The 26,816-nt window shown below is 47.7% G+C and carries 16 protein-coding genes; all 16 read right to left on the bottom strand.

What is annotated here, in order from left to right; all coding sequences use genetic code 11:
• Window positions 1-321: 321 nt before the first annotated feature.
• Window positions 322-630 (bottom strand): hypothetical protein, encoded by a 309-nt coding sequence (locus FE783_RS20950; RefSeq protein ID WP_138881336.1) that lies wholly within the window; start codon window positions 628-630, stop codon window positions 322-324.
• Window positions 631-813: 183 nt separating this feature from the next.
• Complete coding sequence (locus FE783_RS20945) at window positions 814-1,293, bottom strand: hypothetical protein (RefSeq protein ID WP_138881335.1); 480 nt, start codon at window positions 1,291-1,293, stop codon at window positions 814-816.
• A 172-nt stretch (window positions 1,294-1,465) separates the two neighbouring features.
• Window positions 1,466-2,872, bottom strand: coding sequence for a response regulator (locus FE783_RS20940; protein ID WP_138881334.1), 1,407 nt, complete (start codon window positions 2,870-2,872; stop codon window positions 1,466-1,468).
• Window positions 2,873-3,141: 269 nt separating this feature from the next.
• Entirely contained in the window at window positions 3,142-7,794 is a 4,653-nt protein-coding gene (locus FE783_RS20935) for a glycoside hydrolase domain-containing protein (RefSeq protein WP_138881333.1), read from the bottom strand.
• 60 nt (window positions 7,795-7,854) lie between these two features.
• Window positions 7,855-8,736 (bottom strand): carbohydrate ABC transporter permease, encoded by an 882-nt coding sequence (locus FE783_RS20930; RefSeq protein ID WP_138881332.1) that lies wholly within the window; start codon window positions 8,734-8,736, stop codon window positions 7,855-7,857.
• A gap of 15 nt (window positions 8,737-8,751) precedes the next feature.
• A complete protein-coding gene (locus tag FE783_RS20925) occupies window positions 8,752-9,705 on the bottom strand; it encodes an ABC transporter permease (RefSeq protein ID WP_202916227.1) in 954 nt (317 codons plus the stop codon).
• 124 nt (window positions 9,706-9,829) lie between these two features.
• Window positions 9,830-11,455 (bottom strand): extracellular solute-binding protein, encoded by a 1,626-nt coding sequence (locus FE783_RS20920; RefSeq protein WP_138881331.1) that lies wholly within the window; start codon window positions 11,453-11,455, stop codon window positions 9,830-9,832.
• A 180-nt stretch (window positions 11,456-11,635) separates the two neighbouring features.
• Complete coding sequence (locus tag FE783_RS20915; protein WP_158301946.1) at window positions 11,636-13,243, bottom strand: sensor histidine kinase; 1,608 nt, start codon at window positions 13,241-13,243, stop codon at window positions 11,636-11,638.
• A gap of 1,478 nt (window positions 13,244-14,721) precedes the next feature.
• Window positions 14,722-15,132: a hypothetical protein gene (locus FE783_RS20910; RefSeq protein WP_138881329.1), complete on the bottom strand. Its 411-nt coding sequence runs from the start codon at window positions 15,130-15,132 to the stop codon at window positions 14,722-14,724.
• 185 nt (window positions 15,133-15,317) lie between these two features.
• The gene (locus tag FE783_RS39140; protein ID WP_476638929.1) at window positions 15,318-15,566 is read right to left on the bottom strand and encodes an abortive infection family protein; all 249 of its coding nucleotides are present in this window, start codon (window positions 15,564-15,566) and stop codon (window positions 15,318-15,320) included.
• A gap of 65 nt (window positions 15,567-15,631) precedes the next feature.
• Entirely contained in the window at window positions 15,632-16,948 is a 1,317-nt protein-coding gene (locus FE783_RS20900; protein WP_138881328.1) for an ABC transporter substrate-binding protein, read from the bottom strand.
• A gap of 33 nt (window positions 16,949-16,981) precedes the next feature.
• Complete coding sequence (locus FE783_RS20895; RefSeq protein ID WP_138881327.1) at window positions 16,982-19,120, bottom strand: right-handed parallel beta-helix repeat-containing protein; 2,139 nt, start codon at window positions 19,118-19,120, stop codon at window positions 16,982-16,984.
• Window positions 19,121-19,277: 157 nt separating this feature from the next.
• Window positions 19,278-20,120 (bottom strand): helix-turn-helix transcriptional regulator, encoded by an 843-nt coding sequence (locus FE783_RS20890; protein ID WP_138881326.1) that lies wholly within the window; start codon window positions 20,118-20,120, stop codon window positions 19,278-19,280.
• 941 nt (window positions 20,121-21,061) lie between these two features.
• Window positions 21,062-23,023 (bottom strand): right-handed parallel beta-helix repeat-containing protein, encoded by a 1,962-nt coding sequence (locus tag FE783_RS20885; protein WP_138881325.1) that lies wholly within the window; start codon window positions 23,021-23,023, stop codon window positions 21,062-21,064.
• Window positions 23,024-23,050: 27 nt separating this feature from the next.
• Complete coding sequence (locus tag FE783_RS20880; RefSeq protein WP_138881324.1) at window positions 23,051-25,366, bottom strand: aminotransferase class III-fold pyridoxal phosphate-dependent enzyme; 2,316 nt, start codon at window positions 25,364-25,366, stop codon at window positions 23,051-23,053.
• 68 nt (window positions 25,367-25,434) lie between these two features.
• On the bottom strand, window positions 25,435-26,766 hold the full coding sequence (locus FE783_RS20875) for an ABC transporter substrate-binding protein (protein WP_138881323.1): 1,332 nt from the start codon (window positions 26,764-26,766) through the stop codon (window positions 25,435-25,437).
• Window positions 26,767-26,816 lie beyond the last annotated feature (50 nt).

Here is a 26,816-nt window from a genome sequence, read left to right as displayed (position 1 = left end):
TCAGGAGTTGCATAACCGTGTCAAAGGGCAGCTTTTTCTTGCGGGTAAAATCTTTTTCAGGATTTTTGACATAAGGTGCTGGTGCAGCTGCCATTTCTCGTATGAGGGATGTCAGCGTTTCTTTTAGCGAATTCGCGTACTCATCCATTGGCGTAACCTCCTCGTTTTTCAAGGGGCTTCGCCACACATTACCAACTGTTTGTCAAGTTCTATTTTTTATTTTCGTGCAAAAAAAGAGCGGGCTATCTTTTCGATAACCTGCTCTTGTTCTTAATTTTGGGCTCTTCGCCTTAACTTAATGACATTGACCCATAGGCCTGTCTAATATTGAAGCAAGATTTGCTCATCACGCTTCGCCATTCTTTGTTGCAGCGGCTGATTGAAGGGTACACCCTGCTTCATGAGCTGCTTCAGAATGATGCTGTAACGTTCCGAGCGCGTTGAGAGCTCATCAATGAGCTTCTCTTCCTCCTCGAGCAGAATGTCTTGCCGATCGATAAAGACGTGGCTGCCGTCCTTCCGTGCAGCCTTAAACCTCGTGGTCGGGTATTTCGAATAGCGATTCTGACTAGGGGCTATAACAACCTGCACCTGTTCTTCCCGAGATAACCAGCACGCCGGGATTGTCATTCGTTGCTCACATCCTCGTCGTCATCCCGCTCTTCTTCGTCATCATCATCTCCCCACTCTTCCTCGTCTGCATCGTCGCCGTAGCCTTCGCCACTTACTTCAAATTCTGCGTCTGACTGCCGTGTAGGGATCGTCATATGATTTTGAGAGGAACCACTCTGTTTCGCCTTTAACTTCCGGGCTTCAGCAAAGAGCTTTTCCTGATCTGGGGAGTAAGCGAGTGAACCAGAATGGATTTCTCGGTAACAGAGTGTTCAAGATGTTATTCGTCAGTTGCGCGGCCATCTTGTTTGTAGCACAGCGCTGTGGTGCCGACTGGATGAGTTCGCCGCATCCCGGTATACGGGATTCGGTATCCGAAAGAACATCAGGATAAAGCGTCCCTACCGGCTCCAGGCAGCATGTGCCGTTAACTTTCAAACCAACAACAATCTGGCCTCCGTTCCCTGTTTCGGGCTTGGGATTATCCCAGCGATCCAGGGAAACGCCGTGGACTCCCACGTCGACATAGATCATCGTTGGAATACGCTCGGACCGGAATGCCTTTTCCATGATCTGTCTGGTCGCATGATTGTCGACCATACCTACCAGCACCGGAAGGAAAATCACCGAAGGATCACGGTCCTCGGTCTCCGGTGTTAAGAGCTCAACCAGTTCGGACACATCTGCAATGTAGTTCGTTCGCCAAAACGTGTCGATACTGTAGAGTGTGGCGTCAGAATTAATGAGAATGCTGATACCCCGATATTAATGGAAAGGGTTAGATTTTCAGAATCACAAGGGCATCGGCCACTTGTATATATTTTTCGCTTAGACGCGGCACGTTTTGTTCACCTCACTTCGGCAGTTGCCGAAATTCACTGGGCAATACTCCAACTTGATCGAAGAATACCCTACTGAAATATTTTTCGTTAAAGTACCCGCATTTTTCCGCCACCCAGTAGATCGGGTTTGCCGTTTGCTGGAGCAGCTCTTTTGCATAGGCTATTCGAATACTCCGGATATAATTGTTAAAGGATTGACCGACAATATCCTTGAAACATTGGCTAAAATAGCTCCTGCTCATATTCGCCACTTTGGCGACTTCGGCAAGTCGCATTTCCTGGTTAAAATGATGGCGAATAAATGAAACCGCCTTCACGATACTCTGCACCACTTCTTCCGAATAAGTATTACTCAGTTTCCTTCGCAGGTTACAACGAACCGTCTGCAGCCATTCAACCCTATTCGACCAATTGGGAAACGGATGTATAGTGTCAAATGGGGTAATGGATAGATCCGGAACAAATCGTCTCCACTCCGTCACTGCTGAAAAAAATATGCTCTCCAATTGTGAAACGGGCGGTTGAAGCCTTCCAGTCTCTAAAATTAAGTTGTTGAAAATAGTGTCATCCATCACCCAAAATAAGGAGGTCCAACTCTCCTGAAGCTCGATCATATCGGATTCGGAAAGTATTTGCAGCCTTTGTTCAACAAGCATATCACCCGAAAGGTTGTATAGGCTGCGTCCCTTTTCAAAATCATAATAAAACGAATGCTCTTTATATGCTCGCAGATTTGCATACCATTCATGATTGGTGTTCGCATACGTTCCAGTAACCAAGATTATGGCCCAATCTTGTTCAAGGCCATACTGGCTTAGCGTATCTGACTTGTTTTCCCAACCTTTGGTATCGAAGCTCTCTAGCAACCACATTCCGAACCCAATACTAATCAACGATCTAGTATGAACGAACGGCAGTGATTGTAGTGCTTCGAAATTTGACCGCCCGTAAAGATTAACGAAGACAAGGAACTCATCTGCCTTTGTTTTTGCAGCCGTGCTGGAACTGATGGACTTATGGCGGGCAGTCTGGTTCATTTCGTCCCGTATCCGATCTGCAATTCGGCCAAGCACCACCTCCATTTGTTCTTTTTCCAACTGCACTTTTGCGATGTAATCAATAGCTCCTATACGTAAAGCTTGCTGAATAACATCGAATTCCTGATGAAACGTCAGAACGACTATCCATATATGTGGATATAATCTTCGCACAGTGCGCATCAACTCGATGCCGTCCATCACTGGCATAGCCAGATCCGTAACCAAAATATCAATCTCATACTGCTCAAGAAACTCGAGAGCCTTCTTTCCATTATTGGCCTCCCCAATAACTTGCATTTCGTAATCATCCCAAGGCATGGTATAAATGAGACCTTTTCGCACCAATTTATCATCATCGACGATCAGGACTTTTAGCATGCTGTTCCCCCTGTGGCATTCATGTTAAATCATGTTACTCGTACTTGGCATTAGGATGGATCTCTTTCTTGTACAGAAAAGTTCTATTAAAGCCTTGATATTGGGGTTCTACATTCGACCCGTACAAACCAATTTCCTTTTAAATTTGGAAGAGAGTTCGAAACGAAAAGAGACATATTCTCCTCAACAACATTAAAGAGGTATGTCTCTTTTCGCAGAGAAGAACTTTTTCATTATATTCTAATTAGGGCTCTATCCAGCCCACATACCTAGTTGAAATCCGCACTTAAGTTGACTAGTGGAGCTCCGGCTGAACCGTTGCCGCTCCACACTTGGATAGTAACAACGTCATTTTGTGGTCTGACAGAATTGCTGACCATCACACGCACAGTATACTCGATTCCACCTAATTGCATCTTGCCTTGCAAATATTCGTTATTGCCTGAAGCGATCACCCAATCCACAGAAGTAATGTTCAAGTCTACACCCTGCGGCTCTACGTGCATACGCCATCCCTCTTCATTCGTAAGACCCAAGTTTACGTTAAAATGCATCTTCTCTCCGACAGCTCCGAACATACTGACAGCAGGTAATCGAATAAACCCATAGAAATTCACTTCTTGACGAATTGAATTTGTAACTGCCAAGTCTGCAGAAGTATTTGCTGCTTGATAGAATCTGTTATCCAGCAAATCTACCCGAACATCATACAAGCCGGCGGGCAACATAATGTTGGTGGTTACCTTGCCCTGAGCGTCCGTAGTGTACACCTTCTGTAAATCCGGTACGGTAACTGGAGTACGCGAACCATCTGCACCGATCGATTGAATCGTGAAACGGATTGGCAGCCCTTCTAGATCCCCGGGTGTTCCGTTCGGCCCTTGCTGCACTTGTGAAACGAGCTGCAAAGGGGTCGATCCTTCGGCAACGCGTTGACCCGTATAAGTAACGGACACGATCTCCTTGTATGGCTCTAGGTTGATAATCATGTTCGCAACCGCTTCACGCCATTGACGATACACGACAGGATCCTTCGTGTAGTGGGTTTCGTCAGCTGCTACTGCGCCGGTATGGAGCAGTTCCCTTGCCTGTGCAGCTACATGATCGGGTACACCTGCAGTCTGGTTAAGCCGAAGCTCCAGCTCCGACAGCAGGTTATAATCCTCCATACCGTCACGGAAGTTATTCAACCTCTGCGAGGCTAGCGGACCCTCCGGCCCCGGATAAAATAACGATCCGTCTCCGTCGGCGCCCGGGAACGTTCTCGGGTTCCAATTGCTTAGAATTCCGTCAGACATGGGAAGATAGTTGTTCCATCGTGAAATATTGTAATAAAGGAAACCATCGACCTCTCTCTTGTAAGATAGAGGTCCCATTAAGACTCTGGTATCACTAGGCTGATATCCGTTGAACCAGTTCGGGTACGGGTTTCGCACCCCTACGGCGATATACCAATATACTTGATCCCCTCGCTGCTGTGCCCTTACCCGTGCATTATGGTCAATATTATCGACCAAAGGCACCCAAATATCGAATAGCCCACTGAGCCCGCTCGCCTCACCATAAGTCGGGTCTCCCCAATAGGTTGTCATAACGGGGAGATTCGGAAATGTGTCATTGAGTTGCTTTAGAATGGTCTTCGCCAAGGTCGCGTACTGCCCTGTTGCCTCATCAAAGCCATATACATAAGCCCTGTCAGCAAAGCCGGCATGTTCATATTCCGCCAAAGCTGTACCGATCTTATTCAGGAACATATCAATACGCGCTTGCCACGTCTCCGGCTTGCTTAAATCGAAACCGACACGGGGGTCAATATACAGAATATTAAATTGCTTCAATCCCCATTTTTCGTCAATTCTTCGTAATTCCTCGACAGTTGGAGGGGTACCACGATAAATCAAATCCGGCTCAATCTTATAGGTTTCAAGGAAATCGACATATTTATTCCACATCTGTTTCTTCTCTTCCGGATCGGTAAGACCATAAGTACTATAGATATTTACTGGATTTGAAGACATCGAGGTTGGTAACAACGGTCGCTCCTGAATCGAAAACGGCCAAACGGTTACCTCTATGTCTAAGGTCTGTCCTTCAATACCATCGGCTTCGAACACCACCGTCACACGATAAGTTCCAGATTGGGCATGACTCGCAGCATGGATCTCCACCCAGTAGGGTTGGATAGTCCCGGCTGGAATATCCACGGAAGCCAAATCCGAACGGATCGGATCCGGAGTCCAGCTGTGGTAATTGCCAGGGCTGTTGACTAGCTTTGGCAATGGATAACCTGCCGGCCTTATCAAAACCGAGCCAAGCGGCGCTACCGTTGCTTTCAGCACGGATGAAGAAACCGCCGTTCCATCCGGTCCGGTAATGGATTGTACAATCGATTTCACATTATGGAGGGTCGTATCATACGCTAGGACAGCGGCTTGGATATTCTCATATTCGCCTCCGGCCAAGGATAAGCGGCTTGGACCCGTTGAACATTGGCAAGGAAGGTCATTCGGATATACGAGAGTCATGGAATCTGAAGTTGCCAGTCCAAATGGCGCAGTAGGGCGCGCTTTCCTGGATTCAACGAAATTGGCAAGACGCTTGACTTCCCAAATCATACCGTCTGCAGCATCAATGAGATCAAAGATGGTTTCCATACTGATGTACGGGTGCCCTAATTGTTGCAATATCGTCTGCAGCTTCTGGTCCAATTGTACTGTCTGCGTTGCCAGAGACATATCCGCGGAAGCGCCGCCAGGCAATAGGTTAGCTTTCACGATGTCAAGTCCGATGCTTACCTCGGCAACCTGCCCCTCAAGCTTGCTCTTATATTCGTTTAGCACATCCAATACAAGAGAAACTTGAATGGGTAGCATATGATACCCGCCGGATGCCTCCCTCTTTCCTGATAGTTGCAGCTTGAATCGATGCACACCTGCATCGAGAGCATAAGTTACGTCTAACTGCTTCTCCCCTTCTCCTATTTCCCCAGGCTCATAGAAGTCAAAAGTCCCTATAGGTTGACCGTCAATTTCTACCTGAGCCATCCCGCCATTAGAGGAAGTAGCTCCGTTTAACCGCACCTTATATTGGCCTGAAACCGCAACCGGAAGCTCAAACTCAGCATACTGCCCGATAGTGGTGCCTTCGAGCAGCAGGAAATCACCGGTTGAACTTGATGTCAGTCCCGTTGATCGGCCCGATTCTTTCATTTCGCCGAACACATAATAGCTAGGGTTAGCAACAAGCTCTGCATCATCATAGTAGGTTACCCCTATATTGCCGGTGGTTTGATACATTAAGACTGTGGCAGTAACCGTGCCCTGCGGTGCAACCAAAGTACTTTCCATATATCCCCATTTACCGACAGTCGAGTTAGCTGCGGTCTTCACACCGATTCGTTGATTATTGCTATTCCAAAATTCCAGATATAGAGCCGAGGTACCGTTCACGTTGTACGAATAGGTTGAAGCTTTATAGGTAATACCCGGCAGCGCCTTAATTGGAGCACTTCTAAGACCGTTGGCGCCATTACTAGTGAGCTTCACGCTCTGGCCTCCAGTGCGGACAGGGCTGTTTACAATTCCAAACACAGAATTATCTTGGTAGGCCACCCAACCATCCGGCTTTCCGCTAGTCGATTTCTCGAAGCCGCCGTTAAAAAGGATATTGTCCGCTTTACTTGCCGCACTCATCACACGAATTGGAATGGAGCTGCTATGAGTAACGCCATCCTTTGTTACGGTGACCTTGACTGTGGCGATGCCCTTACTGATTGCAACGAGATTGCCGGTCCCATCAACGGTTGCAACGCTTAAGTTACTGGATTCGTATTGAATTTGTGCGCCTTTCAAATCTCCAATTGCTCCATCCGTCATCTTCCCGCTCACCACGATGGAGTCCGTATCCCCTATTGCAAGCCTGGACTTTCCGGACGATATTCGGAGGGTTACACTTTCGATGAGGTTATCGAATTGTTTAAGGGTAAGTAAGATTCTTTTGGGCAATAACCGATACCCTCCGGATTCTGACGATTTACCCGTCGCTTCCAGCTTCAACTCGTGATTGCCGGATGATAAATGCAAGGTTGTAGTGATCGATTGGGCTTCGCCTCCGCTGTTTCCATAAAAATTCATGGTTCCAATGGATTGACCTTCCAATGACACATCCGCAATGCCTCCGGCTGTATTTGCAGCGCCTTCCATCCGCAGCTCATATTGCCCACCCAATTCAACCGGAAGCTCGAATACTGCGAATTGTCCCGCTTCAGTACTTTCGATTACTCTCGCGTCGCCATATGTACTTTCCGTTACAGTTGGCGAAAGAGTAGTCAAATTCAAATCTGCAAAGGAGGTACTAACCGGTTTGGACATTACAAAAGCAGCATCATCAATGTAAGTGACCGCCCCCGCACTCCCAGTGCCCTGGTATTGCAAAATTGTAGCTGTTACTGCCCCGGCCGGCGCCTGCATAATCAGCTTATGTTGCACCCATGTCCCTACTGAGTTGTTGTCCTGTGTCTTGACCGCAATCCGAACATTGCTGCTATTCCAAAACTCCATATATAAGGAAGATCCTCCCTTCTCATTGAAGGAGTGGATTGTTGCCGTATAGATGTTGCCTGGGGTGACTGCCATTTTTGCGCTTCGCAGCCCGTTAACACCGGTGCTTGAAAGCTTGATGCTGCGATTACCGTGATATACCGTACTGGTCACCGATTCGAATATGCTTGATGGTTGGAAGGCTGCCCAGTCAGCAGGTTTACCGTTGGTACCCAGCTGTTCAAAGTCTCCATTAAGAAGCAAGTTGTCGGCTGGTGCCGCATGGGCGACTGAAAGGAATCCGGGCCAAGTAAAGGAATTTGCTAGAAGGCAAACTAACAAAAGCATGACTACCAATTGTCGCCATTTCAACTTGGTAAACATGGAATCACCTCGCTCATAATTTAGGGGGTCAATTAACTGGTTACTCGTTGTACCCCGCTATTAACCTTTCACTGCACCTACAAGCTGACCATGTATAAAATACTTTTGAACAAAAGGATACACGATGATAATGGGCAGTATAGTAAGCATTAACGCAGCCATTTTTAAATTGTTCGGATGTATTGCCGTCTCGTCTTTAATAAGTGAACTCTCCATCTCCGCATCGATCAACTGTGCGCTTACCAGGATGTCCCTTAATTGAAATTGCAACGTCCACATCTTCTTATCCCGAATGTAGATCAAGACGTTAAACCACTCGTTCCAATAAGCCACAGCACTAAAAACGACAAAAGCCATAGCCATGGGCAAAACAAGCGGAAGGATGATGTTGATCAAGATGCGCATTTCACTCGCCCCGTCGATTTCTGCCGACTCGATCAACTCTTGCGGGAGTTGATTAATCTGATTGCGGAATACGATAATATAAAAAATGTTTACGATGCCAGGCAGAATAAGAGCCCAGTAAGTATTATTCAGACCCAGCTTGTTGACAAGCAGGTAAGTTGGGATGAGTCCCCCACCGAAATACATCGGAATGATAAGAATAGTAAATATTAACCGGCGACCCACCAAATGTTTATGCGCCATTACATACCCGGCGGCAAGTGATAACATGATGACAAGCGCCGTATTAACGACGGTAAGAAACACGGTATTCAGGAACGTGCGTATAAACTGTTTGCTATACGCAAGCTTATGGTAGGCTTCTATGTTGAACCCTTTGGGCCATAGTCCGATATTACCAATCGCTGCTGCGTCATAGCTGCTGAGTGAAATCGCTACTGCGTTTATAAACGGTACCAGAATAGATATGCAAAATAAAATAAACAACAAATAATTGAAAACATCGAATATTCGTCCTGATGTCGAGCGGTGCAGCATCTCTTCACCTCCTTTTCAATATAGTCCTACGCCTACGAGCTTCTTTGACAGCTTATTCGCGGTGATTAACAATAGGAAGCCAAGTATGCTCTGCACGAAACCGATTGCTGTTGTCAGGCTGTATTGCGAATTTTGTAACCCAATACGATATACGTAGGTACTGATAACGTCGGAAACCTCAAGCACTAGAGGGTTTTGTAGTAGAAACAAACGTTCAAAACCGATCTCAAATATATTAGACAATCTTAAAAGCAGCAGCAGCACTATCATGGGCACCATTCCCGGGAGCGTGATATGCCATATTTGCCTGAGTCGACCGGCGCCGTCGACCTTAGCTGCCTCATACAAGCTGGAGTCGATTCCGGCAATGACGGCAAAATAAAGAATGGCCGACCAGCCCACTTCCTTCCAAATCCCAGCCGAAACTACTATACCTCGGAATAATTCTTTTTCTGTCATAAAAAAGACCGGCTCGATGCCGAACCAGCCGAGCATCAAATTGAATATGCCCTCATTAGGCGATAAGATCTGGTAGAAAAAGCCCGAAACAACGACCCATGACAAGAAATGCGGCAAATACGATATCGTTTGCGTAATTCGCTTGAAAGTAGTGTTAACAAGTTCATTAGCAAGTATCGCGAATATGATCGGAGCCGAAAAACCGAAGATTAAATCGTAAAAGTTAAGGATGAGCGTATTACCCATTACTCGCCAAAAAGTATCATCCGTTAGAAAAGTAAGGATATGCTTCATTCCAACCCATGGACTTCCAGTGATACCGCGAAACGGTGAAAAATCCTGAAAGGCAATAGAAACCCCATACATTGGAATATATTTAAAAACAACCAGTAAAACTAGTGTCGGTGCAAGGAGCGTATAAAGTGCGAACTGCGTCTTCATATTCACTCTCCGCTTTTGTTTTACGGTTGGCCGTATGTTACTTGTTGCAGAACTCATACCTACTTTCATCGGCCTTAATCCCCCCCCTGTATCATCCTTTTCAACATGCTTAGCTCGCTATAAGATGAACGGAACCACGGAGAACCGACGTCGTCTGCACGACGCCGGTTCGATTCATGCGGGTACACGTTCATTACCAATCGACTTCTTTAACACCAAGCTTTTTCAACCGGTCCTTGTTTTGGTTCATATATTTTGTGTATTCATCGTAAATGAACCCGTATTTCTTCTTGTATTCTTCGACCTTTTGATCGAACTGCTCCAACGTAATCTTTCCCATTATCGCTTCGATCGTCGCCGTCGATATGAACTGATTCGATTCCGTTTTTTTACTTACTGTATCGGCAGACAAAACTACAAATGGATCCAACGCTAAGCCGGTTGCATTCGCCGCATCTTCTAGCATTTTCATTCCGTCCATTCGTCTTTTGAACTCGTCCTTATCCATTGCTTTCTCAGCGGCTGCAATGCTGGATTCTTTCCTGTCATTGAAACCAAAAATTAGACTGAGGTGCAGAGCATATCTTTTATTTGCATTAGCGAGCCCTTGCCCATCGATCGGTAATTTCTTACCGTTCTCTATTTTAAAATCCTCGCCCTCTTTCCCCCAGAAAATAGCTTCATGGAGTTTATCTGAAGCAAATCCTTCAATTACTTTCCACGCCCGATCCTTATCCTTTGTTTTCGAGGAAATGTATAGGCCGTGAGCATTAATGGGATACGATCTCTTAGGCTGGACATACTTTGTATCTTTCAGGACAGAAGGATACTTCTTGAGAGGAGGCGCAATCTGGGTCTCTTTGTGTGCATCTTCCGGGAGCTTTACGGCTCCGGTTGGAATCATCTGATCCGCGGTGTTCACTTCAAACAACACGTTTCGGTTTTTTCTCTTTTCCGTCCATTTTGCCCCGTCGGTTGTTGCAAATTCTTTATCCAGAAGCCCTTCGTCATATAACTGCTTCATCACTACTACGGCCGCCTTATACTCCGGCAGTGTAAAGGTACTGACGACTTTACCGCCCTCTATCCGATATGAATTTGGCCTCGCTCCATGCCAATAAAAGATAGGCAAGCCTCCATATGCGATCCCATACTCGTTCACAACCCGGTTAGACATTGGTAAAGAATTCGGCTCAGCCTTTTTTATTTTGCGCAACAGATCGATCCATTCCTCAACAGTTTCAGGCCATTTGCCCTCGTTATATTTGACGACAAGATCATAGCGTGCCATGACGCCTTCTCCCTGCGGTACTGACGTCCAAGACATAGGTATTCGATAGAAATGTCCTGAACTCGATTTTGCCATTTCCATCATTCCAGGTGTTATGTACTTCTGAATGATCGGTGATTTGTCATAGAAGGCCTTCAAATCTAGAAAAGCACCTTCATCTGCTCGCTGATTTGTCTCGTCCGCATACACCGTATGCAGGATATCCGGTAAGTTACCGGAAGATAGCATGAGATTGAACTTTGTTTTGAAGTCCGTATAGTTCGGCACCTCCACCTCTAGGTCAACGTTCGCATAATCCTCAACAATGTTGATATAAGGGTTGTTACTTGGGTCGACTCCCTCAGGATGAGCGATACCCGAGTTATTCATAAACATGCTCATCTTGATTCTCTTTTCTTCCGCATTCGTGGAGGTCCGACTTCCTTTAGATGCCGGTGGTTCGCTCTTACTTGAACAGCCCGCTGCTAAAACAGTCGATAGCAACACAGAAGCCATAAGTACTGATACCGCTTTCTTTTTTCCAATCAATGGACACCCTCCTTATAATTTAGAGTAGACCCCGTTCATCGTTTCTAGAGTCTATATCTATTCTAGAACACGGAAGCCCTTCGAGAGGTCAGTATTATCCTTAAATTGTTCCAGTATTGTACGACGTTTCTCAATGCTATTCCCTATTTTGGGGATGATTCTTAACCTTTTAGCGGAAAATTATGCACCCTCGGGTTCATCAATGATCGGAATTAGCAAAACGATTGAAGTTCCAATGCCTGGTTCGCTCCTTATAGTAAGACTTGCCCGGTCTCCATACTGCACTTTAATGATCCTGTTCACATAATGGATACCAATGCCCATTCCGGTCTTTCTTCTTTCCTCTGTGCTGCTATCGAGTACCCGCCTGATTTCCTCCACGTCCATTCCCAATCCGCTGTCTTTCACCTCGATTCGAATACGATCCTCACCTTGAAACCCGGCTTTGACTATAATCAATCCGTTGTCCCCTATTCCGTGATAAAGCGAGTTTTCCACAAGGGGTTGAAGAATAAATCGGGGGATCGGTACATTCAGCAGTTCATCCCCTGCCTGTATATCGACTTCAAATTTAAAATCATACCGGATTTGCTGTAAGGCTACATAATCATTGAGGCAAGCGATTTCCCGCCCCAATGTAGCCGTTCCACCTTTGCCCATGTTGTAATAAAGCACTTTGTTAAGTAGTGAGACGAGCCTCTCAATTTGTTCCTGCCCATTTAATCGCGCCAACCAACGAACCGTATCTAGCGTATTATGAATAAAGTGCGGATTGATCTGAAACAGCAACTTTTCTACCTCTAAGCGTGATTTCATTTTTTCGTTCTGTTCAACTTCAAGCAGAAGCTGCCGGATCCGCTGCCTCATTTCTTCAAATCGATCAAGCACATAATCGAATTCGGCGATCTTAGGATAATTCAAGGGAGAATGTAAGCTTCCCACCTGGAATAACCGGATCTCTTTGTTAAATCCCGTAAGCGGTTTGTATACGGTTCTCCATAGCATCCATGCGAATCCTAGCGCCGCCATAAGTGTTACAGTTGCGATTAGGGCGAATTGCCGAATCCAGCTGTTTTTCTCCTTGTCATATTCAACCTTCGGAATAACGGCGGTCCATCCCCAACCTTCGCTCGACTTTTCTGAAAATAGATAGCTGTTCTGAGTTTTACGGAATGGCAAGCCTGAATTCTCAGGCGAGAGTATGGACCCGAACGTAAACTCAACCACATTTTCACTGTACACGATTCGGTTCTGAGTATCCGACATTAGATAGGCTGTTGTCATTCCGGATTGATTATCGCCCAGTAGTTGAGATAGTAATTTCGGGCTCGTCTCCACATAAATATGCAAATTGTCGTATCCGGGAATAAAAATCCTGCGATCGACAGAAAGGACAAGTGAATCGGACAATATGTCAATCGAAGGGTGAAGGGCATGGTAAGAAATCCCGCCGAAACTGTAAAGCTTCGGCAGTTCATCCGGGTGAAGGTCAAGTGAAATACCTGTATCTGTAAATACCGATTGTTTGGTATCAGAGAAGTAATAATGGATAAGCCCTATGTTCGGATTCGTATACGTAATTAGAAAAATATAATTTTTTATCTCCTGCTCCAGTTGGAATCTATCGTAATAATCGGAGGCTAAATATCGACTCAGATCTTTGCCGACTTCTTGTTCGAAAGACAATTGCATGGCAACATGGTTTAAACTTTTGAGTTCCTTTTCTAATGAAAAAGCAGTGTAATTCAACTGATTCTGTACACTGTTGACAATTTTGTTATCCAGCATGGAAGCGATTGTGTAATAGGAAGTCCCACCAATCAATAGCAGAGGTACAAGCGAGGAAAGTAGGAGGACAACAAAGACTCTGCTCTTCAAAGAGTAAAACAAGTATGTCCAAATTTGAGATATTTGCACTAGGACTGGATGCATATGGTTTCACGACACCTCACTTTGTCAGTTGCCGATATTCACTGGGTAAACTAGCTTCCTGCTCATATTCGCCACTTTAGAGGCATCGGCAAGCCTCATCTCCCGATTAATTTGATGGCGAATGTATGAAATTAAATCATGTACAACTTCATCTGAATAAGTTTTACTAATTTTTCTCGATCAGCACTATCTGCATTCCTGTTTCCCCTTTCATCCACGGAAATTAAGTTACTAGTTTCATTGATGCTGCCGTCTCTCCGAGTCTATGGAAGCCGAGAACCCATACTACTGCCTCTGCAATAACCGAGAATGGATCGTTTGAATGTTAGAACCATGTTTTTTCCATATATTATAGCCGATGTTACTGATATGTTCCCTTCCAAACCATATCGAGCCCAGTGGATGCAGCTATCGAAGCCCACAAACCCGCGCGGCTGCGTTTCGTTTTCTCGCAATTGTTGTTCTTTGGTACAACTAATGGATTCACGTTTTGCCAGTTTACACAAACAAAGGACCCGATCGAAATGATCGAGTCCTTGATGCAGCCATCATTATATACCATATCTCACGCCTGCTCTGTTTACACATATAAAATCAGGTAGTTTTAAGCCGCCCATGCTTCGACTCCCGGCATATCATCCGTACATCATTGGGCAGCAGGCTATAGAACGAAAGATATGAATAGTAACGAAATTGAGGTTTCTGACGTTTAGTTGCCCACTCCATGATGACAATCACTTATTATCTATTAACTCGTGGTGAAGATTACCGTGATCTGGGTGCCAATTATTTTGAGACGAGGCAGCAAGAAATGATCGTTAAGCAATCTGTGCTTAGGCTTGAGAACCTAGGCTTTATCGTTGCAATATCCAACCCCGCGGCTTCATGAGATCTCCATCCACCCTAAATAGAAAGAAGGCGCAGCTTTTTAAAAAACACATCAGCCGCACTTAGTTTCGTACTGCCATTTTTGAGTATTCAGTGCTTATGAATTTCAGGGTAGCTGAACGTCTCCACCTTACTTCGGCAAAAGGGTCAAGTTCTTGTCGCACGTCAACAAAAGGGACAAGTTCTTGTCGTTCGTCCGCGACAAGAACTTGTCCGATTAAAATCAAAAACCCACAAGTTATGCGGATTTGAATCGGTCTATGTTCTTGTCGTCCGACAATTCCAGTTTTTTTTATTATTATGTTGTTGTCGTGGTCGTCAATCGCCCCTCTCTTGATCTCATTTTGATTCAAGAATCAGAATTTATCAAATCCAATCCCGTATCGAGCGATTTTTCCTATGAAGACGCTAGGACGGTTATAGGACGATCTCTGTTTTTCATTGATTTACGAATGCGGAATAGGGAGAAAGGAAAAGGGGAGATTTCTCTCCTCATCCATTGCAAGGCGCCGGATCCGTTCCATCACTTTGAGCAGGCTCGCCGGACCCTGACCAACCACAAACGACTGTTCTTCCGTAATCCCATCGATCGACCAAGTGAGCGTATCCGTCCATCCATCGCAGATATGATTTGGCTCAATACGTGGGTCAATCTCAAGCTCCCATGGGCGGGCGAGAATCAGCTTCGTAAGGTTTTGGTAAACGCGCTTTGAGGCCAACCAGAAATGGCCATTCGGCAAGGCGAAAGGTATGTCTTCTCCGTCGCAGGTGTATTTGACCGTGCCATCCAGCTCATAACGCAATTTGTAATACCCGAACGGATAGCCCGCGAAAAACTCCAGTTGAATCCATTCCATACAGTATCACTCTCTTTTTTTGGTTTATCAAATCACGAATTACAGCCGGGTGTTCCTGTTTGGCATAGTCCCTGACAGTTCAAGGACTCATAGTTTCCCTATTTAACCTATATAGCATACAAAATAACCCAGAAAGGACTGAGTCGATTTCAGATGCCGTCTGGGATTATTTCAAGATTGTGAGATCATCCAGAACTTCGATCTCCCACAGCTAAAACGAAGTCAGCCATTGTCATAGCTGAATTTACAAACAACCTGGCATGACGCTCTGCGATGTTTATACGCTTGGCTCCGATACCGCGGGAGTCACTGCCCTTGTTTCTCATTTCAGCAATAGCGGAAAGAATCTTTCGAGACCTGAAAGTAACCCGTTGATGCGCTTGTCGATGTCCTTGACCTGATGCAAAGAGGCCGCCCGTCCCGCGACGAAGCAGCCTCTTTGTTGTGCGTATTTTGTCGACCCTGTCGGCGGGCTGCGCTCTTTTCCTCGACCGTTAACCTACTTTTTACTGTCGGCCTCAATGGTTTTGTTCACCGTCTCCTCAGCGGTCCGGAGCGCCGTATTCGCATCCTGCACTCCCGTAACGACCGAAATAAAGGCATTGAACAGTTGGCCCCCCGCGCTCGCATTGTATTTCGAAACTTGCATCGGGGGAGCGTTCTTCTCCGCCAGTAACGCCTTCGCGTTTTTGCCTCTATAGAGCGCAGAATCTTGAGCGAAAACCTGTCGTATTTCTTTGCTTTTCAACAAACTGACAAATTGGCCTTTTTTTGATTTTTCGAGCTGAAATTCCTCGGAGGCCAAGTAAGAAATCACTTCATAAGCCGGTTCCTTGTTTTTGCTCGTTTGCGATACAAACATATAGAACGGATACGCCTGAGGACTGACCCCGGGGTTTTTCGCGTCGGTAGGGAAAGTCGCGAGATCCCAGTTCATGCCTGCCAATTCCTTTTCCGTATACGTGGCGCTTACCGGCAGCCACATGGCGACGGTCCGGTCCTTTAGGAACATATTGCCTTGATTCGCTATTTGGAGCTTCGCTTTATCCCAATCCATACCCGGCAACTGGTAAAACCGTGTCACATTGTCCAGGAAGCTTTTCCAGCCGTCTGTTGCCAATACCGCTTTATTTTTGACCGGATCGATCATAGTCAACGACTGCGGATTGCGCAGCGCCAAGTGGGAAGCGGAAATTAACGCACCGTAATACTGCGTCCCGCCGTCTTTAACCGTAAGCTTCCTCGCCAACTCGTACATCGTATCCCACGTCATCCCGTCTTTCGGATAGGCAACGCCGAACTTATCGAAAATATCTTTGTTGTAGTATACAGCGGAAGGCGAATCGAATATGGGCAAACCGTATATTTGGCCGTTGCCGATTTGCTTTAACATTTCGATGCTGGTCGGCTCGTATTTGTTCAGATCGGTCTTGTACTTCGTAATATATGGCGTAATATCGCTCTGCAGCCCAAGTCTCAGCATATAAGCATCCATGGAGCCGATCGAGATTCCCATAATGTCCAATTGCTCCCCAGTTGCAACTAGGTCATCGATTTGTTTGGCATCTTTATAGGGAATGAACTTGACGGTGACGTTAGGAAATTTTTTCCGAATCTGTTCCCCATAATCTTTCATAAACGTTTCTTCCACACCGAAAGGCCAATAAAAGGCCAACGTCACGGGCTCTTTTTTTTCCGACGGCTTTGTCACGGGTTGCGCGGCCGTTCCCCCATCGCTGTTTTGCTGTCCGCAGGCAACGGCGCTGCTCAAGGCTGCGAGCACCATTGCGCTTTTTATCATTTTACCGACGATCATGGCGATTCCCCCTTGTATTATCTGATTCCCGATTCAACATTCGGCGCTCCATACAAGCGATACATTAGTTCCCCCTGCCGTCGGGGCGGACGAGAAATGAACATTCAAATACACAGCATCGGCTTCTACATAAGCGATACCTGCGGTTCCGGAATCGGCGGAAGCGGGTGTGACCTGATAGCAGGACGGAACCGTCGAAAGTCCGTGCGGAATTTGATAGATCGACGTCAACCCATCCCCACTGTAAACCACTTTGCCGGTCTTGACCTCATGGAGCAGCCCATATGGTTTGAATACGGGGGTGCTGTAGACGGATATAAATTCCCATAGTACCGTTCCGCCAGCGGCGATACCGCTGCTGTGACTCGGCGATGTCGTACCGGAAATACCGCTTTTTACGGCTCGATATACTTTGGAATTGGCATTCGTGTAAACACCTGCCGAATACGATTGGTTAGCGGTCCAAGCTGTACTAGGCGTGAACGTTCCTGCGGCCGCGCACACCCAGCCGATCGGTGCATTTGTACCCGACAGGACAGCGTTCTGCACATAATCCCCTACATGCCAAGTACCGGTCGAAGGTGCCGTCGACTGCGCAAGCCTCTTCGGGTTGATTCCGAAATTGTCGTATTGATAGCAGTCCACCGCACTCGGAGACACAATAATCGCCCGATTCGAGCGGTTGCCGTAGAACACGCAGTCCGATGCCGTCCCCTGGGCATAAGCCATACTGTTCCCCGTCATCACGCAGCGATTGTTCGATACTTTTACTAGATAGGCATAGCTGATATTAATAAAATAGGTTGTATTGCCTACATCGTCCCGCAGTTGGTTGTTAGTAATCTCTATGTCGCTAATGCGGCTCGTTGCGCTTCCGACAAGATTTATGCCCGTTTTGTACGTATTGCCTTGGCTGTTGTTGGAAAGGATGTTGCCGTCAATCATTACTTTGGCGACGCCGGGATACACATAAATGCCAAAGCCTCCATTATCCTTAACGATATTGTTGGCAAGAACAATGTCTCCGGTAGGCAGATTTCCAAAATAAGTAATCGAAATGCCATTGCCCATTGTCGAGCTTGTCGGAACTCCACCGTCGCCGTTTCCCGTGCATATATTGGAAGAAGCCACCACATGTTTGCCCGAGATAGACAGCCCGGCATACTTATTATTCGCGAACAGATTACCCGTAATGGTCAGATTGACGGTAGCTCCTTCAAAACCGGCTGAGCCGCAATATTTGGCTGTCGAATCGGTAATGGCGCTATTGTAGGTGTCGCCCATATAATTGAATCCGTTTTCCAGACAGTATTCCGCATAGCAGTTTGAAATCCGAATTCCGCTGCATACTTTATAGAACCCGTTATGAGCAGAGTTCGCCGGAGTTGCATTGACCAAGTTGCCCAATAAATGGGAACCGTACAATTGTTCAGCTACGCAGTCCGTGCAGCCCGTAAACCCAACCGCTTTAGCTCGCGGCGACTGATAGCGGAACGTGCCGCTGCCATCCCATTCACCCGTGAAGCGGATGCCGCGAACCGAACAGTTCGACACCCCCATAAAGCTGAATACGGCAAACACGTCTCTACCCGATGAATTGAGATCGTTAATCGAATCGATATACGACTTCGTAATGCCGGTCATATGAATCGTCGGCAATCCGATTCCTTCGATATGGATATGATTCGAAGTGATGAGAGTACGCTTGGGCGCTTGAATCGAAGGGCTGACAGCGGGGAACGCGTAGGTCCCTTCCGGTATGAGCAATCGTCCTCCTCCATTTAACGATAAGGCGTCAATTGCTGCCTGAAAGGCAGCCGAGTCATCCGTAACCCCATCTCCTACGGCACCGAAATCTTTTACGCTAACTTGTTCCCGCAGCTTGTCCCGCACAGTCCGCTCCTGCTGATTGTCGTCATACTTGTACGTCACGCAATTCGAGCCGATCCCATCGGGACAGCTCCCGCCACCATAGACCGAATTCCGGACCGAAAGCTCATTCGCGGCCGACGCCATGCTCCCGTTCCATAATCCTCCGGCCATCAGAACCATCCCGCCCGCGCCTATTGCCGTCAGCATCTCTCTGCGGCTGACTTTGTTTCCTGTCCCGGCTTCCCGTTCCCCGTTCCGTTCTTCGGCATGCAAAAACGGCTTGCTTCCTTCATGATTCATACGCGTTCCCCCTTTGCCAATCCGGTAGTAGACCACGATGACCACCGCGACTGTTTACCGAATTTATTGTTTGGTAAGCGCTTCCGAATATAAAGATAGCATAAGCCGCTGCTTGTTCTCACATCGTTGCTTGGTGATAAAATCGCCTTATATATCTCTAGTTGCGCTCTTGGCACAACTTCTTGAACTGCTCGGGAGTCATTCCGACCATCTTCTTGAAATTGCGAGAGAAATGAGTGGGCTGTTTGAAGCCGACCTCATAGCAAGCATCCGTAACCGACATTTTGTAGTCGACCAGGAACAGCAGCTTCGCCTGATTGATTCTGCGTTTATTCAAATGCTCAAAGACAGTTGTACCGGTCAATTCCTTGAATAGCTTCACCATGTAATACTTACTTAAATGAACATAGGCCGACAGCTCGTCAAGTGTCAGGTCGTTGGCGTAATGGAGCTCGATGTAATTCAGCAGCTTCCGGACGACCTGCTCCTTCTCTACCGGAACAGCGATTCTTTGTCGCATCAGTTCTTCGCTATGCTCATAAATAATAAGCAGCAGATCGATGAACGAGGCCCTTAGCCGGTTGAATTCGATAGTGGTTGGTCGGTTATAATAGCGGTGCATTTGCGAAAAGACCATTTCCACTTCATTTTGGGTCCGATCCGACAATCGGCATCGGTAATGAAGCAAATCCCGGAAAGGTTTTAGCAAATCCACAAGTCCAGGTTGGTTTAAATGAGGCTTCAAAACCGTTTCGTCAAAGCGAACCATCGTGCGGACACATTTCATTTGCCTGTCCATTAAAGGTCCGTGGGAGCTGATCCCGTTCATCACGATCATATCGCCAGCCGCCAGATCAAGAATGGTTTCCCCTAACAAGTAACGACATTGACCAGCGTGTACATATAAGATTTCATATTCGGAATGGGTATGAAAAAAAGAGGACAGGAAGCTTTCATTCCGATAACTGAATACATCGATCAAAGAGTAAGTTTGGCTCATTCACTTTCCACCTTTGGTGAAATCGGTCATAGAATTGTGACACTGCTCTATGAACAACCTCATATTACCACAAGAAAGAATGGAACATGAACAAATAAGAGCCGATCGTTCATGAGATGAGCCACGGAAGCGGCCAGCAACCCGATGACCGCCCCCGTCAACAGTAATATTCCGGTTAAGATCAATGAACGGGATTAAAAAAGCCCATAAAATAAGTTATTCGCGTTCCGGATTACAGCCCTTATTCCATCTATCATTATACCCCCATATTAACTTATTAAAATTGATATTTTATGAAGTTATTTGTTTTAGGAAAAAACAAGAGAGATCAGCAATTGATCTCCCCCTTTTCATTCTGCTCCAGCTACATGGTGTCGCTGGAGCTAAGGATTTCCCGTATAATAACCATTCATTTGCAGTAAATCATACTTGCTGAAACACCTAACGTTTACTTCTGTTCAAGGCTACATAAACCCTCATCAGCATCTGATGATCAAAACCATTTTAGCTCACATAGATTTTCTGAGCGAATTTCGTTATTTCGCCTTTTCATTCTTACCGAACATAACTGCATATTCCGGCATGATGGAGGTCACCGCCTTTCACTCACCCTATGACCCGCTCGATCCCACGCTTTACTTCCCCCATACGGCATCTAGCTTTTCCTTTTCCTAACTCCGATTGTAAAGCCAATCTTTTTTTATGTCTCATCACGTCGTCCTCAATTGGGGCAGAACCAGCGTAGCTGTCACTAGTAGATGGAAACAGATTATAGACCCGTTTTCTCTCCAAACGTCAGACAGTTTGTCCTACTTTCAGCCACGCGACTCGTTCCAGAACTGCGAGATTAACGAGTTGACCTCTTGTTTGTAAAGCCAATCAGACTATCATCAAATCCCCACTATTTGATTTAAATCAATCGAATAGATATCGTTTTCCAATCAACCGATCTTCACAAAGCTGATGGCGCTTAGTCCCGAATCCTTCTCGATGGTCAAAGAGCCTGTGTTTTGATGCTGAAGTGTAATTTTATACTGATAATTTTGGAGAGCGCTCATAATGAATTGGATCGGCACCATCACCGGTGAAGTCCCGGACGCCGACACCGGCACATTCAACTGCTGTGCCGTTGAATAGGAGCCGCTTCCGATCCGCTGCTTTAACCGAATCTGCACGTGAGTGGCACTGCTTAACCCATTGACGTGGATAAACCCTTGGACCAGATAAATACCGCTGACATTGCCGCAGCTAAAAGAACCCGTCGCCGGATCAAAAGCATTAAAATAATCCTGCAGTTCCAGACCGAAAATGATATCCTTTTCTACACCGCTTGAGACAGTCGGAGCCGCGGGCTCGGACGGATTCAATCTGGCGAGCGCCGCCCGGTTTTTACTGAAGGGCCGATCCTCCCACAAATCTTTGCCCCCATAATCCTTCACGACATTGCGAAGATTGGCCGTCCCTACATTTGCCACCAAAGCAACGCTCGTGTTGGTGCCAAGGTCGTAACGCATGCCGGTTATGCTGTTCTCGTATGCTCGACCTTCGAACTTGACAATCGTGTATGCAGGACTGGATGTATGCTGGGACACCCTTACATTGATGACATCAACGAAATTTCCAAACGTATCGCGGGTTGCATGTCCGCCAATTACGATGGCGGCTGAACCGTAGTATTGATGGGTGAGCGAATTCTCTCTGTCGATAAATCGGCAATTCGTAATCCGATTGGCGAATACGCCCCGGAGGCAGACCCCGTAATTATAGTTGGTATCGATTTCGCATCCGTCGATCAAGTTGTAGTGCGGCGTTTGTCCGTCATCGGCGTTGTATTCGATCAAGATCCCGCCTTCTGTGCTGCTGCCGCCGTTTACTGAAATGCTGCAACGCAAAATTCTGTTTACGGCATTGGCCAACCGGAGGCCGCCCGTTCCGTTATCCGCAAACTGACAATGCTCGATGAGGGAAGCCGAGCTCCATGGCTCGATCATGAGCCCCCAACCGCCGCATGCTTGGAACAAACAGTGTTCAATCGAGACATACGCATTGGCGTAGGCGTCTGGACCAGCCCCGAAATTTCCGAGCGGAGCTTCCAAATCCGCACGATGCGGCACATAAAAACCGTGTCTTTGCATCCCGATAACCGCAAGATGCGACAATGTGAGATTGACAGCCCCGATCGAACGAATTCCACCGCAGTCGCTGCCGGTACCTCTGATTTTGAATCCATGAAGCTTCAGCCCCACAGCGAAACGGTATTTGGCAGCCTGCTGCTCGGTCATGTCCTGGTTGAAAACATACCCTCCACCGGTAATTTCACTGACGATTTCCGTCGCTTCTTTGCCCGTCCCGAGGATCGAAAGCGATTGTCGATGCTCGCCGACGGGAACGCTTTGATCCCAGTTCAGTTCGAGTTGCTGCGTGATCCTGTAAACGCCCGCCGGAATGCGCACTGTCCTGCTCGGCGTGGCGCCTATGGCATCGATCGCGGCTTGAAACGCCGCGGTACAATCTGTGGCGCCGTCTCCGACAGCACCGAACCAGGTCACACTCAAACCGTCCTCGCATATGCGCTTAAACCGGGCGCCGCTTATCGAGACGACTACAGTACCGGTATTGTCCAACGACACGGTATCCGTAGGGTCATAATAAAACGGCCCTTCTTTTCCGCGATCAATCACATAGTACAAACAAGCCGGGTCCGGGCTCGCGTGCGCCCGCAATTCCGCAATCGATGTAGCGTGACAACATACAGGCGTATCTTCCGGTCCATACACAGAGTTTGTAACCGAATGGCGGTCATTGCTGCTTGCAAAGGCCGAAGCTCCCAGCAAAGTAACAGCTCCCGCTGCCGATAGAGACGCCAGCAACCGGCGTCTGCTCATTTTCCCTTCTTCCAACATAGGTTCATCCTCCACTTCCCAATGTTTTTAAATCAGTCTTTGAAATCCGCTTAATGCAACTATTCCATCTAACCGATCGTCCACCTCCCCTTTCTTCAAAGCGTCGGCCAATCCCTCGAACACTTCATCAATCGCTGAATCGTATCGCTGGACGACAAGCTCGTCATGGGCGAGCGTCGGGTAGATGGAGTTTCCGGCCAGGAAACCGCGATCCAGCATCATGGACGTATACAAAGTTCGCAGTTTGTCCGCCTCCGGATGCAGGAAGCCAAAGTGAGCGAGGCAAGGGTATGCCCCTTCTGTCGTAACGGGCAGCCCGTGACGAGCTCCGTGGCGGCGCCAGCTGTCCATGACCAGACTACCGATTCGCGTGACGTGCGCCTGGGCGTCAACTCTGCCCAGTTTGCGGATAGTGGCTAGAGCCGCAGCGGGACCGATGCTTTCCGTCCAGTACGTGCTGCTTATGAACGATTCCTGTACGCCCTGCATCGCTTCGGCCGTACCGATTACGGCGCCGATCGGATGCCCGTTGCCCATCGCTTTGGCAAATACGGCGATATCAGGCGTCACGCCGAGCTTAAGATGCGCTCCTCCGTAATGCAGCCTCCAGCCGATCGTAATCTCGTCGAAAATAAGCAGTGCCCCGCAGCTTCGCGTGGTCGAACGGACATATTCCAGAAACCCGGGCTCCGGGTCTCCATTCCGGCACGGCTCCATGATCACCGCGGCTAAACGGTTGCCGTAACGGTCCACGATCCGCTGCAATGCCTCTCGATCGTTATAGGGGAAGGCAACCGTCGTTCCACGTAATTCACGGGGGACGCCGAGCGGATTTAGACCGGAAAGCAAGTGCCCGCGTAGAGCGTCGTTCTCGCCTAAATTAGCTGCCAAATACCAGTCGTGCCATCCGTGATACCCGCAAATGGCTACGATGGAACGATCCGTAGTCGCACGCGCTATTCGGACGGCAACCGCGCACGAATCCCCGCCGCCCCTCGTAAGCCGGACTTGTTCGGCCCAAGGGTGAATGGCACAGAGCATGTCCGAAAGCTCCACTTCTTCCGGAGCGTTCAACGAGCACATGCTTCCGAGATTTACCCTTCGTATGACCGCCTTAGTCACATCATCGTCGCGATAGCCCAGCAGGCAGGACCCGACGGCGTTCGTGGACATATCGTAATAATGCTTTCCGTCCAGATCCCATACTTCACAGCCTCTCGCTTCCCGGAAATAGGCCGGCCATTTGTCGGGAGCCATATTTTCCGGCCGTTTGCTCAGCAACTGCACCCCACCGGGTATACGCTTCTTCGCATGTCGGTATAGCTGCTGCGTTCGATCTGCAGCTGGTTGCTCCAACCCGAGAAGCTCGGCCGCGTTGTTGTAAAAGATATCGTTCAAATCTTCCTCATTTAATCCGAAATCCTCGGCAGCGCACCGCAGCGCCCGCAGCGATTCGATGCCGACGAGAACCGGATGACCCAAGTGGGCCGTTTTGTCCCAATCGCACAGCCCCGGTTCCAACCAAATGAAACCATCTCCGACCGTAACCGCTTTGCCGCGCATCTCCGACACCGGAAAGTCGCTTCCCCACATCAGTCTGCGGGGACCGAACTGCTGAAGAATGACCTTAAACGCTTCCGGTTCGCAGATGGCCGATGTGTCGAACCATAGGTTATCCAATCCTCTCAGCTTGCCGATCCCCTTCTCGGCATTGGGAGCATGAAAGCATCTTGCGGCATGGGCAAGCACGAGCTTGGCGCGGGGATATCGCATGCATAATTCGCGGATTTCCTCTATGTTATCCGGATCGGCAACGGCTTTATCCCGCACCATGTGCAGCATAATGACCAAGCCGCGTTCATCGGCGATTTGCCAGATCCGTTCCGGACAAAATCCTTTAATCGATGATTGCCAGGTGGGCTTTTCACTACTATACAAATGGTAAATTTTGATTCCGGCAATTTGCGGATGATCGAAATAAGGAACGAGCTGCTCCTCCGGATCATCCGGCTTCACGAGGATCAAGCCTCTGCTAGACGGCTCCCGCTCCAACTGCTCGATCACATAATCGTTTTGCCTGCGCTCGTTCGAGCCGACCATAGGGACCGGGAAAAAAAGCCCGCCCTTTAAACGATGTTCCCCCATATAGGCGGATAGATGCTGCCTCCAGCTCCGGATGGCCGTTTCCTCCGGGCCTTCCGTCCATAAGCTTTGTCCGGTCGCATGGAGATCGGCACGACGGTAAATATGCGCATGGATGTCGAATATTTTTCCTGGCAGCCAAGTTGGAAGTTCATTCGCCGCCTTTTGATCGAACTCGTTAAAGGTCCAATTCTGGTTCATTCCTTTTTTACAGCCTCCTTGATTTTCAATACTGTAAATACGATCATGATGGGCTGTCCGTACTACTGCTAATATACGTTGGGCGTCACGATCAATGTTTTAAGTTCCTCGACTTTTTTCAAAGCTTCCTCCTCGGCCTGGCGCAATGCCGTGTTAATATCCGAAGTGCCAAGCAGCACCGCGTTGCCGTATTTGGTGTAGATCCCGTTCAGATCGACGGCCATGGCGCCGGTATACGTAAAGTTCGCCCACTTGTTGTAGAACACCGCGCTCCAGTTTTTATCTTTAAAATAATTTTCCGTACCCAGGAGCTTCTGCACATCAACGCTTTTTAAGACAGGAACGATCCCGCGCTTGGTCAACTCGCTCTGTACGTCGTACGAGACGATATGCTTCAACGCTTCCATCGCCGCGTCTTTGTTTTTAGCCATCTTCGTCACAGCTATCCCTGTCGTAATCGGCTGCGGACCGATGCCGGGATATTCCTTCAACGTCGGCAAAGAAATGACATCGAAGCTCATAGGCTCCAACTGCGTCCGGGAACTGATCATGTTGCCGGAGACCATCGTGACTACAGCGTTAGTGCCCTGGAAAAACTCGTTAAAATCGTTGCGTCCCTTGTAGTAGCCCGGATCGACCGAATTGGCGGCGTCGGCAATCAACTTTTGGAAAAACAGCTTCCATCTATCGTCGCTATTGATCGTAGGCGTTGTAGTGCCTGGCTTCAATATCGGTATCGAAACGGGATTTCCGCGGAACAAGTAATTTGTCGACGGAATATAGCCCGCATACTGCACGCCTCCATCATTGCGGGTCATTCGGCGGGACATGTCATAAAACTCGTCCCAGTTCATCCCGTCTTTCGGATACGAAATGCCGAATTTATCAAAGAGCGCTTTATTGTAGTAGAGAAGAGGCAGATTGGCTTGCATCGGAAAATAGTATATCCCGCCGCCAAACGCTTTTCCTCCCAGTATGTCGCTGTACGAAGGATTGAATTGGTTCAAATCGACTTTATTTTTTTTGGCAAGCTCCGTCATATCAAAGGCATAGCCGTACTGAAACAGCTGCTTCTCGAGCCACCCGGTCGTGGCAAAGACGAGATCGACATGTGTTCCGTTCGCGGCCAGTCTGTCGAGCTTTTCATAGTTATTTCCCGTCATATCCGTAATGAACTTGAGCGTATAATTCGGAAATTTTTTGTGAAAAGAGTTTCCATAATCTCTGTTGAAATCGTCTGCCGAACCGCCGGCCATTGTATAGATGATAATTTCCGCCGGTTCCTGCGTCGTTTTGTCGGCTTCCTTCGCGGGTCCCTCCGCATTGCTTCCCCCGCCGCCGCAAGCCGAAAGCAAAGCGATCGCCGCGATCGAAGCAAATGTGCTGCTGTATTTCCTCATCGAAACATCCTCCTAGTTTGTTGTTTCCAACATCGTTAGTACACTCCGCA

Source organism: Paenibacillus mesophilus (genome assembly GCF_005938385.1).
Taxonomy (GTDB): Bacteria; Bacillota; Bacilli; order Paenibacillales; family NBRC-103111; genus Paenibacillus_AB; species Paenibacillus_AB mesophilus.
The sequence above is the reverse complement of the archived record's forward strand: the minus strand, read 5'-3'. Positions and strand labels throughout refer to the sequence as shown.

Coding starts and splice junctions, on each gene's coding strand:
- FE783_RS20950 (WP_138881336.1), bottom strand. CDS start 630: ATGACAATCCCGGCGTGCTGGTTATCTCGGGAAGAACAGGTGCAGGTT.
- FE783_RS20940 (WP_138881334.1), bottom strand. CDS start 2,872: ATGCTAAAAGTCCTGATCGTCGATGATGATAAATTGGTGCGAAAAGGT.
- FE783_RS20935 (WP_138881333.1), bottom strand. CDS start 7,794: ATGTTTACCAAGTTGAAATGGCGACAATTGGTAGTCATGCTTTTGTTA.
- FE783_RS20930 (WP_138881332.1), bottom strand. CDS start 8,736: ATGCTGCACCGCTCGACATCAGGACGAATATTCGATGTTTTCAATTAT.
- FE783_RS20925 (WP_202916227.1), bottom strand. CDS start 9,705: ATGAAAGTAGGTATGAGTTCTGCAACAAGTAACATACGGCCAACCGTA.
- FE783_RS20915 (WP_158301946.1), bottom strand. CDS start 13,243: ATGCTGGATAACAAAATTGTCAACAGTGTACAGAATCAGTTGAATTAC.
- FE783_RS20910 (WP_138881329.1), bottom strand. CDS start 15,132: ATGGAATGGATTCAACTGGAGTTTTTCGCGGGCTATCCGTTCGGGTAT.
- FE783_RS20900 (WP_138881328.1), bottom strand. CDS start 16,948: ATGATCGTCGGTAAAATGATAAAAAGCGCAATGGTGCTCGCAGCCTTG.
- FE783_RS20895 (WP_138881327.1), bottom strand. CDS start 19,120: ATGAATCATGAAGGAAGCAAGCCGTTTTTGCATGCCGAAGAACGGAAC.
- FE783_RS20890 (WP_138881326.1), bottom strand. CDS start 20,120: ATGAGCCAAACTTACTCTTTGATCGATGTATTCAGTTATCGGAATGAA.
- FE783_RS20885 (WP_138881325.1), bottom strand. CDS start 23,023: ATGTTGGAAGAAGGGAAAATGAGCAGACGCCGGTTGCTGGCGTCTCTA.
- FE783_RS20880 (WP_138881324.1), bottom strand. CDS start 25,366: ATGAACCAGAATTGGACCTTTAACGAGTTCGATCAAAAGGCGGCGAAT.
- FE783_RS20875 (WP_138881323.1), bottom strand. CDS start 26,766: ATGAGGAAATACAGCAGCACATTTGCTTCGATCGCGGCGATCGCTTTG.